Origin of the sequence: Streptomyces sp. NBC_00354, assembly GCF_036106915.1 — a bacterium.
In the GTDB taxonomy this organism is placed as follows: domain Bacteria; phylum Actinomycetota; class Actinomycetes; order Streptomycetales; family Streptomycetaceae; genus Streptomyces.
Genome location: NZ_CP107983.1, coordinates 4652501 through 4667134, shown reverse-complemented (window position 1 = coordinate 4667134; position 14634 = coordinate 4652501). Strand labels below are relative to the sequence as shown.

General features: G+C 68.2%; 12 protein-coding genes and 2 rRNA genes (1 of these 14 running past the window's edge). 9 read left to right on the top strand and 5 right to left on the bottom strand.

The window, feature by feature from the left end; translation table 11 throughout:
- Positions 1–32: 32 nt before the first annotated feature.
- Both OHT74_RS21285 and OHT74_RS21280 read left to right on the top strand, forming a co-directional pair.
- Positions 33–563: a GNAT family N-acetyltransferase gene (locus OHT74_RS21285; protein ID WP_328621075.1), complete on the top strand. Its 531-nt coding sequence runs from the start codon at positions 33–35 to the stop codon at positions 561–563.
- Positions 564–573: 10 nt separating this feature from the next.
- A complete protein-coding gene (locus tag OHT74_RS21280) occupies positions 574–1410 on the top strand; it encodes a pentapeptide repeat-containing protein (protein WP_328621074.1) in 837 nt (278 codons plus the stop codon).
- Positions 1411–1425: 15 nt separating this feature from the next.
- On the opposite strand, the gene OHT74_RS21275 is transcribed toward OHT74_RS21280, so the two are convergent.
- Positions 1426–1836: a YunG family protein gene (locus OHT74_RS21275; RefSeq protein WP_328621073.1), complete on the bottom strand. Its 411-nt coding sequence runs from the start codon at positions 1834–1836 to the stop codon at positions 1426–1428.
- A gap of 53 nt (positions 1837–1889) precedes the next feature.
- A complete protein-coding gene (locus OHT74_RS21270) occupies positions 1890–2579 on the bottom strand; it encodes a hypothetical protein (RefSeq protein ID WP_328621072.1) in 690 nt (229 codons plus the stop codon).
- Between the two features lie 404 nt (positions 2580–2983).
- Here OHT74_RS21270 and OHT74_RS21265 point away from each other — a divergent pair, with 404 nt between their 5' ends.
- From OHT74_RS21265 to OHT74_RS21240, 6 genes are all read left to right on the top strand, one after another.
- On the top strand, positions 2984–3292 hold the full coding sequence (locus tag OHT74_RS21265) for a hypothetical protein (RefSeq protein WP_008742356.1): 309 nt from the start codon (positions 2984–2986) through the stop codon (positions 3290–3292).
- Between the two features lie 79 nt (positions 3293–3371).
- Positions 3372–4214 (top strand): hypothetical protein, encoded by an 843-nt coding sequence (locus OHT74_RS21260; RefSeq protein WP_328621071.1) that lies wholly within the window; start codon positions 3372–3374, stop codon positions 4212–4214.
- Positions 4204–5538 carry a hypothetical protein gene (locus OHT74_RS21255; protein WP_328621070.1) on the top strand — a complete coding sequence of 445 codons (1335 nt, stop codon included), beginning with the start codon at positions 4204–4206 and terminating at the stop codon, positions 5536–5538. The genes OHT74_RS21260 and OHT74_RS21255 overlap by 11 nt, the downstream gene beginning before the upstream one ends.
- Positions 5535–7097, top strand: a complete 1563-nt coding sequence (locus OHT74_RS21250) for an SCO6880 family protein (protein WP_266665943.1) — start codon at positions 5535–5537, stop codon at positions 7095–7097. Before OHT74_RS21255 ends, OHT74_RS21250 begins: the two co-directional genes overlap by 4 nt.
- Before the next feature lie 19 nt (positions 7098–7116).
- The gene (locus OHT74_RS21245; protein WP_266665942.1) at positions 7117–8535 is read left to right on the top strand and encodes an ATP-binding protein; all 1419 of its coding nucleotides are present in this window, start codon (positions 7117–7119) and stop codon (positions 8533–8535) included.
- On the top strand, positions 8535–10139 hold the full coding sequence (locus OHT74_RS21240; protein WP_328621069.1) for a type VI secretion protein: 1605 nt from the start codon (positions 8535–8537) through the stop codon (positions 10137–10139). The genes OHT74_RS21245 and OHT74_RS21240 overlap by 1 nt, the downstream gene beginning before the upstream one ends.
- Here the strand turns inward: OHT74_RS21240 and OHT74_RS21235 are convergent, their stop codons facing one another.
- Positions 10140–10712, bottom strand: a complete 573-nt coding sequence (locus tag OHT74_RS21235; protein ID WP_328621068.1) for a GNAT family N-acetyltransferase — start codon at positions 10710–10712, stop codon at positions 10140–10142.
- Positions 10713–10752: 40 nt separating this feature from the next.
- Here OHT74_RS21235 and OHT74_RS21230 point away from each other — a divergent pair, with 40 nt between their 5' ends.
- Positions 10753–11574, top strand: a complete 822-nt coding sequence (locus OHT74_RS21230) for a DUF3626 domain-containing protein (RefSeq protein WP_328621067.1) — start codon at positions 10753–10755, stop codon at positions 11572–11574.
- A gap of 51 nt (positions 11575–11625) precedes the next feature.
- On the opposite strand, the gene rrf is transcribed toward OHT74_RS21230, so the two are convergent.
- Together rrf and OHT74_RS21220 are read right to left on the bottom strand one after the other, a co-directional pair.
- Positions 11626–11742, bottom strand: a 5S ribosomal RNA gene (gene rrf / locus OHT74_RS21225).
- Positions 11743–11820: 78 nt separating this feature from the next.
- Positions 11821–14634: ribosomal RNA gene (locus OHT74_RS21220) — 23S ribosomal RNA — on the bottom strand; it runs 310 nt beyond the window's last position.

Here is a 14634-nt window from a genome sequence, read left to right as displayed (position 1 = left end):
TCAACCGGGTTCCGTACACGAATACTTGAGACATGAACACGACGCCTTCCTCACCCTCACCCTCACCCTCCGCGACGCCCGCGCCCCTCTCCCTGCGCCCGTTCCGCCCCGCGGACGACGCCCCGGCCCTGCACCGCTGGATCACCACCCGGGCCGAGCTCGTCACCTGGGCGGGACCCTCCTTCACCTGGCCGCTGGACGACGCCCAGCTCACCGCCTACGCCGCCGAGCCGGACCGCCACACCTGGACCGCGGTCTCCCCCGACGGACACCCCCTCGGCCACATCTCCGTACGCGGCACCCGCCTGGGCCGCGTACTGATCGCCCCCGAGGCGCGCGGCCGGGGCCTCGGCGAGACCCTCCTCACACTCGCCGTCGCCCGCGCCTTCGACGAGCTCGGCCTGCCCTCGCTCGACCTCGGCGTCTACACCCACAACACCGCGGCCGTACGCCTCTACGAGAAGCTCGGCTTCCGCACCGAGCAGGTACTGGAGGACGTGGAGGAGGTCGACGGCGTCCACTGGTCGGCCCTCCAGATGCGGCTCACCGCCCCCGACCGGTGACAATGGACGGGTGTCCGCCACTCCCGCCACGCCCGCTGTCCCCGCCCTCCCCGTCCTGCAAGCAGACTGCTCGAACTGCTTCGCGCTCTGCTGCGTCGCCCTGCCCTTCGCCAAGTCCAACGACTTCGCGGTGAACAAGGCCGCCGGAACGCCCTGCAAGAACCTCCAGCAGGACTTCCGCTGCGGCATCCACACCCGGCTGCGCGACAAGGGCTTCCAGGGCTGCACCGTCTTCGACTGCTTCGGCGCGGGCCAGCAGGTCTCCCAGGTGACCTTCGGCGGCCGGGACTGGCGTACGCACCCCGGCACGGCCGCCCGCATGTACGAGGTCTTCCCGGTACTGCGGCAGCTGCACGAGCTGCTCTTCTACGTCACCGGGGCGCTCGCCCTCCCGGCAGCCGCCCCGGTCCACGCGGACCTGCGCCGAACGCTGACCGAGACCACGCAGTGGACCGCCGCCGACGCGGACGCGCTGGCCGCCCTGGACGTGGGCGACCTCCGCGGGCGCATCAACACGCTCCTCCTGCGCGCCAGCGAACTGGCGCGCGCCAAGGCCCCGGCCCGCAAGAAGAACCACCGCGGCGCCGACCTGATGGGCGCCCGCCTCGCAGGCGCGGACCTGCGCGGCGCCAACCTCCGCGGCGCCTACCTCATCGCCGCGAACCTCAGCGGCGCAGACCTCCGCCTGGCGGACCTGATCGGCGCGGACTTCCGCGACGCCGACCTGCGCGGGGCGGACCTCCGCGACGCCCTCTTCCTGACCCAGCCCCAGCTCAACGCAGCCCGGGGCGACGCCAGGACCAAGATCCCCCCGACGCTGGCCCGCCCCGCGCACTGGTCCGCGTAAGCCCACCCCCGGGGCTCACCCGCCGATCGCCCCCAGCCTGGCCTCGACCCGCCCGCGCAGCAGCTGGTACTCCTCCCAGCGCCGCGGCAGCCGCCCCTGCGGCCGCGGCCCCATCAGCCGCCCCTCGGTCACCACCTGGCCCCGGCGGAACTGCTCCCGCGTCAGGTCCACCTGTATGCCCCCGGGGAGCACGTTCCACGTGTGGAACCCGTGCTGCTCCCCCTCGAGCCAGACCTCCCCGACCATCAGCCCGCCGCCCATCAGGTCCTGCACCACCAGCGACGTGATGTCGCAGTGACCCCAGGCAGGGTTGTCGGCCGTCCACGGCGCCCGCTCGACGTCATCGGGCGAGCAGGTCTCGGCCGACCAACCCGCCCGGATGGCCGCTTCGATGTCCGTCAGGGTCCACGGAGTTGCAGTAGTCATCCGTCCACTCTGACGCACACCACTGACAACGCCCCTCAGGGCACTCAGGGCACTCAGGGCCTGATGATGGCCGTCCACCCCGACGGACAGGTGAGCGCGCCCGTCCCCGTGTACGCGCAGTGGTTCTCGAACACGTCGCCCAGGGTCGTCAGCACCTTCACGTACACCGTGGGGCCCACGGTGTTGACCGACACCCCGCACGCGTTCCGCGGATGCCCCGGGTTCAGCGCCGTGGTGAGGTCCCGCCAGCTGTACGCGCCGACCGGCGCCGTGTCGCGCACGCCCAGGAACGTCCTGCCCCGGTGCAGCACGGCACTGAACTCCAGGTCGCTCTCCCCCCGGGTCGTGTCGATGTCCTGGCACGGCCCGGGCAGCCCACGCGGCCCGGGCGGACCCGCCGGCCCGCGGTCGCCCTTCGGCCCCCGGTCACCCTTGGGCCCGTGGGGCCCCTGGGGCCCCCGGTCGCCCTTGGGCCCGGCACACGGATTGGAAGGCGCCGCCTTGCCGGCCTTCTTCATCTTGGCGGCCTTGGCAGCCTTGGCAGCCTTTGGCGCCGGCGCCGGCAGCGTTCTCGCATCCGGCTCCGGACACCTGCCGCTGCCCCAGCCGGGCGCCACCGCAGCAGCCGTCCCCTCGGCGGCAGCCGCCGCCGGAACCGAGGCGCCCATGAGCACGATCGCCAGCGGAACTGCGAACCCACCGGCCAGCCACGCCCGCCGACCCGCCTTCACTGCGGAACCCATCCGTCGCTCCCTGCGTCGTCCTACCGAACGGCCTGGAGCATCTCCCCCAACCCGCCGAAAAGATGGAACGACTGACGGAATGTCGGACCGACGTCAGCGGCTCGGCCCAACGACACGCCCGCACACTGCGCCGAACGGCGGCCCCCCGAGCAGCCCCCCGCAAGCCGAGAGGGCAATCATTGCCCGGGGTCACCCACCGTGATACACAGAGTGACCATACGTTCTTTCACATACCCACCGCCCGTGCCCAGGTCAGAGCGCGCGAGCGGGCCAAGGGCCGGGAGATCGGGTAAAGAGAGCCGTCAAGTCGACGTACGACCGCGGTTTCATCAGCGAAGATAGTACGTGACCCCTGCCGTCGGGCACGGGCTACCGGAACTACCCATACAGGGGCGGTGAGTTACATGATCCTGGCAGCCGAAAAGGGCGACATCACCACCATCATCGGCGGAATCGCCCCGAACTGGGGGCCGTTCGGCAGTCTCGGCAACGAAGCGAAGGTCATGATCGAGGTGGTCATGGCCGTTGCGATCCTCCTCTGCCTCGGCATCGCCATCTGGGGCGCGGCCAAGCAGCGCATCGGCGCGACCGCCCTGCGCGACACGTTCAGCGCGGAACAGGGCAAGGGCCTGATCGTCGCCGGCCTCACCGGCGTCTTCATCATCGGCTCCCTCGGCACCCTCTTCACGATCGTCTACGGAATGGCCGTCTAGCCGGGCCGCCCACCGGCTGCCGGAGCTGATGAGGACTCACCACACCACCGTTGTACGACGCAGAGGGGGCGGACACGGAATGAGCAACGAAGACCAGTACGGCGGTGGCGTCGGCAGCGGCTACGGCGAAGTCGGCGGCACGGGCCAGACCCGCACCCGCCTCCCCGACGCCCCCTCGGACCCGTACGGCACCCCCCGCCGCACCCCCCGAGCCTCCCGGGGCCTGGTCACGGTGGTCGGCGTGGTGGTCCTCCTCGTCGCCGCCATCGCGTTCGCGAACCAGTCCTCGGACAGCCCCAGAACCCCCGCCGACCAGACCCCACCCGCCGCCACTTCCACATCAGCCACGGGCACCCGCCCGGTGGACGGCAAGAACGGCGCCATCCCGAAGGGCTTCGCGCACGACGAACAGGGAGCCCAGTCGGCGGCCGCCAACTATGCGGTCGCGCTCGGCTCCGACGGCATGTTCGACGGTGCCCGCAGACGAGCCATCGTCCAGGCCGTGTACGTGCCGGACGTGGCTGCCGCGCGCCAGAGCGACCTCGACCGCGTCTACACCGATGAGCAGTTCCTGGCTCGCATCGGCCTCGATGCCGGCGGCAAGGCCCCGAAGGGCCTCATGTTCATCTCGCGTACGAACCCGGTCGGGACGAAGGTGGAAAAGTTCGCCGGTGACACCGCGACCATCTCCGTCTGGCACTCGACCCTGTTCGGTCTCGCGGGTGAGGGATCGAAGAACCCGGTCGCGGAGAGCTGGTACACCAACTCGTTCGAGCTCCGCTGGACCGACGGCGACTGGCGCGTCGCCGACTTCACGCAGAAGGACGGCCCGGCCCCGGTCGGCCGTGACCAGAGGGCTTCCTCCGCCGAGGAGATGGCCGCCGCCGTGTCGCAGTTCGGGGGGCTCACCTATGCACGCTAGCCGTCGCGGCTTGTCCTTCACGGCCGTCGTCGCCACCTTGCAGACCACAGCGGTACTCATGGCCACCCGTGCAGTGGCTGCTCCCACGCCTACTCCGACTCCGTCCCCGACGCCCAGCCCGCAGGCGAGCAACAACCCCTGCGACCTGATCCGGGGCCCGGCCAAGGACTACTGCGAGCGGGGCAGCGGAGCCACCGGCGGAGCCCCCCGCACGGGCCTGGCACCCAGCGACCCGACCGATGCCCTCAACCCCCTCGCCTCCCTGGCCAAGGGCTGCGCCGACGCCGCCGCCTGGATCGTCACCGAGCTCAGCAAAGCGATCAACGGCTCGGCCAACGTCGACTTCACCAACGGCGCCTTCCTCAAGCAGTACGCCATCGTCTTCGCCGCTTCCACCATCCTCACGCTGGTGCTGTGGCTCTTCGCCGTCGCCAAGCGCGCCATCCGCGGCGTCCCCCTCACCACCGCCATCTCCGAAGCCGTCGGCTTCCTCTGGCTCACCGTCCTCGCCTCCGCCTTCACCCCGCTGATCCTCTACACCGTCGTCTCCGCCACCGACGGCGTCACAGAAGTCATCGCATCGGCGAGCGGCGGCCAGACGGACGTCTTCTTCGGCTCCTTCATCGAGGCCCTCAAGAAGGGCGACTCCATCGGCGGCGGCCCGATCATGCTGATCGTCGTCTCCCTCGTCACCGTCCTCGCCGCCGGCATCCTCTTCCTCGAGCTCTTCATCCGGGCCGCCCTGCTCTACGTCGGCGCCCTCCTCGGCGTCGTCGTCTACGCCGGGCTCGTCGACCGGAACCTCTGGGGCCACGTCCGCCGCTGGGCCGGCATCATGATCGCCGTCATCCTCGTGAAACCGGTCATCGTCATCGTCCTCGGCCTCGCCGGCGCCCTCGCCGGCGAGAAGGGCCCCAACGCCTTCTCCGCGGTCGTCTCCGGCCTCGCCATCATCCTCCTGGCGATCTTCGCCTCCGCGATGATCTACCGCTTCGTCCCCGGCTTCGGCGACGAGATCGCCTCCGCCCGCGCGGGCCGCAGCAAGGCCACCGACGGCGCCCAGGCCGCCGCCGTCATCAGCTCCCCGGCCTCCCTCGTCTCCCAGGGCATCAAGACGCACAGCAGCCGCGGCGCCCACCGCGGAGGCGGTGACGGCGGCGGCTCCAGCGCCCCCCGCCCCGCCAACCCCCTCTCCGGAGGCGTGGCCGCCCACAGCAGCCGCCCCACCTCCGGCGGCGGGGCCGGCGGCGGATCTGTCCCCTCCGCCGCACCCCCGCCCCGCACGAGCTCGAGTACGAGGAACACAGGAGGTGACGGGCGTTGACGACCCAGTCACACCAGCTGCACCCGGTCACGCCCCGCCGCACCTATCTCATCGGCCGGGCCCGGCCGAACGCGATCGTCGGCAAGAACCGCGAGAGCGGCGAGATCGCCCTGATCATCGCCGGCGCGTTCCTCGGCATGATGAGCGGCCTGCTCGTCCCGCAGCTCACCCTGCGCATCGTCAGCCTCGCCGGCTTCCCCATGGTCGCGCTCGCCGCCGTGTACGTCCCGTACAAGGGCCGCACCTTCTACAAATGGTTCGAGATCAACCGCAGCTACAAGCGCACCCTGCGCCGCGGTACGACCTACCGCTCCAGCGCCATGGAAGCCGGCGTCCGCGCCGCCGACGGCCGCGAGGTCGAGGTCGGCCCGCCCCCCGGCATCGGCCGGATCAACTGGCTCGCCGCCCCCTTCGGCCCCGACGAGATCGCCGTACTCCTCCACGCCGACCGCAGAACCGTCACCGCCGCCATCGAGATCGAGGGCCCCGGCGTCGGCCTGCGCGACAGCGAGGACCAGGAAGCCCTCGTCGACCGCTTCGGCACCCTCCTCAAGCACGTGGCCAACGGCGACGGCTTCGTCACCCGCCTCCAGATGCTCGCCCGTACGCTCCCCGCCGACCCGGACGCCCACGCCAAGGACGTCGCCCAGCGCGGCGACACCAACGCCCCCGTCTGGCTGCGCGACTCGTACGACCAGCTCCAGTCGATGGTCTCCACCTCCTCCGAGCAGCACCGCGCGTACCTCGTCGCCTGCATGCACTACACGCGCGAACTCGCCGCCGAGGCCCACACCATCGCCCGCGCCGGCACCCCCCACAAGGGCCGCAAGCTCGACCGCGACGCCGGGCTCGCCATCGTCATGGCCCGCGAGCTCACCGACATCTGCGCCCGCCTCGCCGAGGCCGACATCCGCGTCCGCCAGCCGCTGGGCCAGGGCCGCCTCGCCTCCCTCGTGCACTCCATGTACGACCCGGACCACCCCATCGACCACATCCAGGCCATGACCAAGCGCAACGCCTGGCCGGCCGAACTCGACGCGGTGGAACCCACGTACCTCCAGGCCAAGACCCGCGAGTCCTCCACCCGCGCCCCCTGGTGCCACGCCACGGCCTGGGTGAAGGAGTGGCCGATGACCCCGGTCGGCGTCAACTTCCTCGCGCCCCTCCTCGTCCACACCCCGGACGTGATCCGCACCGTCGCCGTCACCATGGATCTGGAGCCCACCGAGGTGGCCATCGAGCGCATGCTCACCGAGAAGACCAACGACGAGGCCGACGCCAGCCGCGCCGCCAAGATGAACCGCACCGTCGACCCCCGCGACATCGCCGCCCACGGCCGGCTCGACCAGAGGGGTGAAGATCTCGCCAGCGGTGCGGCAGGAGTCAACCTGGTCGGGTACATCACGGTGTCGTCGCGATCGCCGGAGGCCCTCGCCAGAGACAAGCGCACCATCCGCGCCTCGGCGGGCAAGTCGTACCTGAAACTCGAATGGTGTGACCGCGAGCACCACCGGTCCTTCGTCAACACCCTGCCGTTCGCCACCGGCATCCGACGCTAGCTGGAGGGAAGTGCCGCCCATGCGAGATCCCATGTCCGCTCTGACGGACGCCTTCACCAGCTTCCTGTTCGGCAAGGTCGAGACCACGCGCCTGCCCGTACGCACCTCCACCGGGCAGGCGCAGGCCGTCTACCTGCCCACCGCCGCCCCCGGCCTCGGCGACTCCGGCGTCATCATCGGCCGCGAGGTCTACAGCGGCAAGGGCTACATCTACGACCCCTTCCAGCTGTACGGCCAGCAGCTCCCGGCCCCGCACTGGCTGGTCCTCGGCGAATCCGGCAACGGCAAGTCCGCGCTGGAGAAGACGTACGTGCTGCGCCAGCTCCGCTTCCGGGACCGCCAGGTCGTCGTCCTCGACGCCCAGGGCGAGGACGGCGTCGGCGAGTGGAACCTCATCGCCCAGCAGCTGGGGATAACCCCCATCCGCCTGGACCCCATCGCCGCCAACGACGACGGGATCCGCCTCAACCCCCTCGACCCGGCGATCACGACGACCGGCCAGCTCGCGCTGCTCCGGACCATCATCGAAGTCGCCATGGGCCACGGCCTCGACGAGCGCTCCGGCTTCGCGCTCAAGGTCGCGCACGCGTACGTCGTCGACATGATCCGCGACCGCCAGCCGGTCCTCACGGACATCGTGGAACAACTCCGCCACCCGGAACCCGAATCCGCGGAGGCCATGAACGTCGACATAGACGATGTCCGCGCCTGGGGCCTCGACGTGGCACTCGTCCTCGACCGCCTGGTCGACGGCGACCTGCGCGGCATGTTCGACGGCCCCACCACGGTGGGCATCGACCTCGACGCCCCCCTCATCGTCTTCGACCTCTCCCACATCGACCGCAACTCGATCGCCATGCCGATCCTGATGGCGATCGTCGGCGTCTGGCTGGAACACACCTGGATCCGCCCGGACCGCAAGAAACGCATCTTCCTGGTGGAGGAGGCCTGGCACATCATCAACAGCCCCTTCGTGGCCCAGCTGTTCCAGCGCCTCCTGAAGTTCGGCCGCCGCCTGGGCCTGTCCTTCGTGGCCGTCGTCCACCACCTGTCCGACGTGGTCGACGGCGCCGCCGCCCGCGAGGCCGCGGCCATCCTCAAGATGGCCTCGACCCGCACGATCTACGCCCAGAAGGCGGACGAGGCCCGCGCCACCGGCCGCGTACTCGGCCTCCCCCGCTGGGCGGTGGAGATCATCCCGACCCTCACCCCGGGCATCGCGGTCTGGGACGTCAACGGCAACGTCCAGGTGGTCAAACACCTGATCACCGAGGCGGAACGCCCCCTGGTCTACACGGACCGCGCCATGACGGAATCCTCAGCCCAGCCCCAGCTCCCCGACGACCTACTGGCGGCCGAACTGGAGGCGGAGGAAAGAGCCCTCCTCATGGAACGCCACCGCAACGGCGGCCCCGGCTCGGCAACAACGGTGGCGTAATGCACGACGAACGGAACGGGAAACCGGGCGGCATCCCGGACGCCCTCCTCCTGACCCTCCTGGCGTTCCTCCTGGGCCTGGCGGTCCTGGTCTGGACGTCCACGGGCCTGGCCGCGCTCTTCTCGAAGGGCGCCTGGCCGTCCACGGTGACGTTCACCCGTACCCCGGGCGCGGTCCGCGCCCTGATAGCTCAACCCCACGACATCCCAGGAGCCTGGCCGGACACTGCCCCCTCGGCCCTCTCGGGCTGGGGGCTCTTCTGGGGCCTGTTCATCAGCCAGATCCTGATCCTGCTCGTCCTGACGATCTTCGTGATGGGCGTAATCGCCCGCACAAAATCCCGCCGCCACAAGCCGACCCACCCGGCGGAGCCGACCTACCCGGCGACGCCGCACCACCCGCCCGCGCCGCATCAATCAGCCGCGCCGTCCAACTCAGCCCCGGCGGCCAATTCAGCCCCGCCGGGGTTTGAGGCGCGGGGGCTCGGGGGCGGAGCCCCCGGCAGCTCCGCCCCCACGATCCCGACCCCGACCGGGCCGCACCACCCCACCACGCTGCCCATCCCAGCCCTGGCGGCCAATCCAGCCCCGCCGGGGTTTGAGGCGCGGGGGCTCGGGGGCGGAGCCCCCGGCAGCGCCCCCGGCAACGGCGGCGGCAACGGCGGCGGCAACGGCGGCAACGCCACCGGCATGGCCTACGGCCAACCGGCCCAGCGCCACCCCCTGGCCCTCCAAGCCCTGGCGGCAGCAGAAGGAGCAGCCCTGGTCATCACCTCCTCCCCCGCCCTCTGGGCGGAAACGAAGGACGCCCGCGCCAAACTCGGCCCCGTCCTCCTCTACGACCCCTCGCACCTCTGCGACACCCCGGCCCGCATGCACTGGAACCCCGCCGACGCCTGCGCCGACCGCGACACCGCCGCCGCCCGAGCCACCGCGCTCCTGGCCCCCGTACGCCCCCAGGCCCGCATGGACGCAGCCGTCGCCGACACCGCGGAAACGCTCCTGCGCAGCTGGCTCCAGGCCGCCGCCCTCGACGACCGCCCGTTCAAGCAGCTGCACCGCTGGGCCCAGGGCAACAGCGCCCAGGACCCGGTCCGCATCCTCCGTACGCACCCGCAGGCCGCCCCCGGCGCCGCCGGCGAACTCGAGAGCGCCCTCACCGCCCACCCCGAACGCCGCGAGCAGGCCCAGCACCTGACGGCCCGTGCCCTCTCCTGCCTCACGTCCATCCACATCCGCGAGGCCTGCAACCCGAACCGAACAGACGCACTCACCCTCGCATCGTTCGTGAGCGAAGGGGGCACCCTCTACATGGTGGGCGAACCGCTGGAAGACCCCCGCACCCACCCGGGTGCGATGCCCCTGCTCACCGCACTCGCCGCGAGCGTGGTCGAGCACGGCCGCCGCATGGCCGCACGGTCATCCCACGGCCGGCTCGACCCACCACTCACGCTGGTCCTCGAGGACGTCGCGGCCGTGGCCCCGATCCCCCAGCTCCCCGAGCTCCTCCAGGAGGCGCCGCTCCCCCTGCTCGCCCTGTGCCGCAGCCGCGAACAGGCCCGCGCTCGCTGGCCCGAGGCAGCCTTCGAGCCCACCCACAGCTGACTAGGGCCGCGAAATGACGTACTCCAACTCCTCGGCCCCGGCATCCCCCGCCACCGGCATCGCCGCAGGCACCGGCACGACCTGACCGCTCGCCCGGAACCCGAACCGCCGATAGAAGGCCCCGGCCCGCGGGTTGTCCTCGTGCACGAAGAGCCGTACGCGCTCCAGCGCCGGCCCCTCCAGCGACCAGGCCCAGTCCAGCGCAGCCGTGAACAAGGCGTCGGTCACCCCGGTCCCCCGCTGCTCCGCCCGTACGAACACACCCACCACATGGCCCTGGGTCTGCTCGACGGTCCGCTCGAAGAAGTCGGTGGTCCCGCCCTCCTCGACCAGGACGGTCACCGACCCGACCCACTGCCCGTCCGGCGCCTCGGCCACGAACTGCCGCGCGTGCCGCCCGTGCGAAGCCCCTTGCGCCCGGTCCTGCCAGAACTCATCGGACCTGGCCTCCGCCTGGGCCAGGGTCTCCAGGAAGGCCACCGGCGCCGCCGGATCCCGCAAAGCGGCGATCCTCAGCTCCTTGACCTTCTCCCATTCGTCACCCCGCACCGCGCGCATCACATACTGATCCATAATCGCGGATCCAATCACAGGACTGATGCACACTGCATCCATGAATCCACACGCCCGGGCTCTCCGCCACGTCACCGATCTCTCGTCGGGATCCCCCCTGGACCCGACCCTCACGGTGACGCTCAACTTCCACCCGGACCGCGTGTTCGGCGACCGCCCGATCCTCACCGCGCTGGCCGAGGACGGCGTGTACCGCTCGCAGTTCGTCACGGGCACCAGCAACGGCGGCCTGACCGCCCATGCAGGCGGAGCCCGTTGGCACTGGGAGAGCCGGATCTTCGGAGGCGCCTACGACGACGCACCGGCCGAAGCCCGCCCCGTCTACGGGGCCTTGAACTTCCGCCGCCGCCCGGTCGGCGCCGCACCCCGCTTCGGCTCCGCGCACTTCCGCCTCACCGCGGAGGCCTTGCCCCGAACCACGTTCTGCTACCCGGACAGCTATCTCGAGCCCGAGTCCTTCGGCGTCGCCGACCGGATGTCCCTGATCGCCCTCACGGAGGCCGACGACCAGGACGCCCTGGACGACTACATCGAGGCCCAGATCCATGCCCCGGTCCGGCTCGACCGTGACGTCGCCGCGCTCGTACTGGACCCCAGCCATCGGGACACCGAGGTCGAGGCTGCAGCGGAGAAGCTCCCCTGCGCGATCGAATGGCACGCCGGCTTCCACCTCACCGTCGAAGAACTCCGCCGCCACCCCGACTACCGGGGCCAGGCGTACGTCGACCTCGGCGAGGCCGTCGCCGTGGCGGGCCGGCTGACCCCCCGCATCCTCGGCGAGGCGGCCCGCACCGGCCGGTACGACGAGCAGGCCCTGAAGCGGGTCTGGCATTATCTGGCCCGATTCGGCCAATGCCCGTAACGCAGAAAAGCCCCGTACCGGATACCCGGTACGGGGCTTTCTACAATGATTGTTCGGCGGCGTCCTACTCTCCCACAGGGTCCCCCCTGCAGTACCATCAGCGCTGAAAGGCTTAGCTTCCGGGTTCGGAATGTAACCGGGCGTTTCCCTAACGCTATGACCACCGAAACACTATGAAATTTGAACATGCTGGTGTTGACACAGCTGTTCGTTATTTCAGAACTAACACAGTGGACGCGAGCAACTGAGGACAAGCCCTCGGCCTATTAGTACCAGTCAGCTCCACCCGTTACCGGGCTTCCACATCTGGCCTATCAACCCAGTCGTCTACTGGGAGCCTTACCCTCTCAAGGAGGTGGGAATACTCATCTTGAAGCAGGCTTCCCGCTTAGATGCTTTCAGCGGTTATCCCTCCCGAACGTAGCCAACCAGCCATGCCCTTGGCAGGACAACTGGCACACCAGAGGTTCGTCCGTCCCGGTCCTCTCGTACTAGGGACAGCCCTTCTCAATATTCCTACGCGCACAGCGGATAGGGACCGAACTGTCTCACGACGTTCTAAACCCAGCTCGCGTACCGCTTTAATGGGCGAACAGCCCAACCCTTGGGACCGACTCCAGCCCCAGGATGCGACGAGCCGACATCGAGGTGCCAAACCATCCCGTCGATATGGACTCTTGGGGAAGATCAGCCTGTTATCCCCGGGGTACCTTTTATCCGTTGAGCGACGGCGCTTCCACAAGCCACCGCCGGATCACTAGTCCCGACTTTCGTCCCTGCTCGACCCGTCGGTCTCACAGTCAAGCTCCCTTGTGCACTTACACTCAACACCTGATTGCCAACCAGGCTGAGGGAACCTTTGGGCGCCTCCGTTACTCTTTGGGAGGCAACCGCCCCAGTTAAACTACCCATCAGACACTGTCCCTGATCCGGATCACGGACCGAGGTTAGACATCCAGCACGACCAGAGTGGTATTTCAACGGCGACTCCACCCCAACTGGCGTTGGGGTTTCAAAGTCTCCCACCTATCCTACACAAGCCGAACCGAACACCAATATCAAACTATAGTAAAGGTCCCGGGGTCTTTCCGTCCTGCTGCGCGAAACGAGCATCTTTACTCGTAGTGCAATTTCACCGGGCCTATGGTTGAGACAGTCGAGAAGTCGTTACGCCATTCGTGCAGGTCGGAACTTACCCGACAAGGAATTTCGCTACCTTAGGATGGTTATAGTTACCACCGCCGTTTACTGGCGCTTAAGTTCTCAGCTTCGCACGCCCGAAAGCGCACTAACCGGTCCCCTTAACGTTCCAGCACCGGGCAGGCGTCAGTCCGTATACATCGCCTTACGGCTTCGCACGGACCTGTGTTTTTAGTAAACAGTCGCTTCTCGCTGGTCTCTGCGGCCACCCCCAGCTCACGGAGTAAATCCGATCACCAGTGATGGCCCCCCTTCTCCCGAAGTTACGGGGGCATTTTGCCGAGTTCCTTAACCATAGTTCACCCGAACGCCTCGGTATTCTCTACCTGACCACCTGAGTCGGTTTAGGGTACGGGCCGCCATGAAACTCGCTAGAGGCTTTTCTCGACAGCATAGGATCATCCACTTCACCACAATCGGCTCGGCATCAGGTCTCAGCCTTATATGAGGGACGGATTTGCCTACCCCTCGGCCTACACCCTTACCCCGGGACTACCACCGCCCGGGCTGGACTACCTTCCTGCGTCACCCCATCGCTTACCTACTACAAGTCTGGTTCGTCGGCTCCACCACTTTCCTTTCCCCGAAGGGTCCGGAACGGCTTCACGGACTTAGCATCGCCTGATTCGATATTGGGCGTTTCAAAGCGGGTACCGGAATATCAACCGGTTGTCCATCGACTACGCCTGTCGGCCTCGCCTTAGGTCCCGACTTACCCTGGGCAGATCAGCTTGACCCAGGAACCCTTAGTCAATCGGCGCACACGTTTCTCACGTGTGTATCGCTACTCATGCCTGCATTCTCACTCGTGAACCGTCCACAACTAGCTTCCGCTGCTGCTTCACCCGGCACACGACGCTCCCCTACCCATCACAGCGGGCGTTGGCCCTATTGCTGCAATGACACGACTTCGGCGGTACGCTTGAGCCCCGCTACATTGTCGGCGCGGAATCACTTGACCAGTGAGCTATTACGCACTCTTTCAAGGGTGGCTGCTTCTAAGCCAACCTCCTGGTTGTCTCTGCGACTCCACATCCTTTCCCACTTAGCGTACGCTTAGGGGCCTTAGTCGATGCTCTGGGCTGTTTCCCTCTCGACCATGGAGCTTATCCCCCACAGTCTCACTGCCGTGCTCTCACTTACCGGCATTCGGAGTTTGGCTAAGGTCAGTAACCCGGTAGGGCCCATCGCCTATCCAGTGCTCTACCTCCGGCAAGAAACACACGACGCTGCACCTAAATGCATTTCGGGGAGAACCAGCTATCACGGAGTTTGATTGGCCTTTCACCCCTAACCACAGGTCATCCCCCAGGTTTTCAACCCTGGTGGGTTCGGTCCTCCACGAAGTCTTACCTCCGCTTCAACCTGCCCATGGCTAGATCACTCCGCTTCGGGTCTAGAGCGTGCAACTCAATCGCCCTATTCGGACTCGCTTTCGCTACGGCTTCCCCACACGGGTTAACCTCGCTACACACCGCTAACTCGCAGGCTCATTCTTCAAAAGGCACGCAGTCACGACCGTCATTCCGAAGAATAACGGCGACGCTCCCACGGCTTGTAGGCACACGGTTTCAGGTACTATTTCACTCCGCTCCCGCGGTACTTTTCACCATTCCCTCACGGTACTATCCGCTATCGGTCACCAGGGAATATTTAGGCTTAGCGGGTGGTCCCGCCAGATTCACACGGGATTTCTCGGGCCCCGTGCTACTTGGGAGATGAGCAAGCAAGCCGCTGATGTTTCGTCTACGGGGGTCTTACCCTCTACGCCGGACCTTTCGCATGTCCTTCGACTACATCAACGGTTTCTGACTCGCCGACCGGCCGGCAGACCGATCAAGCTCATTCCCACAACCCCGC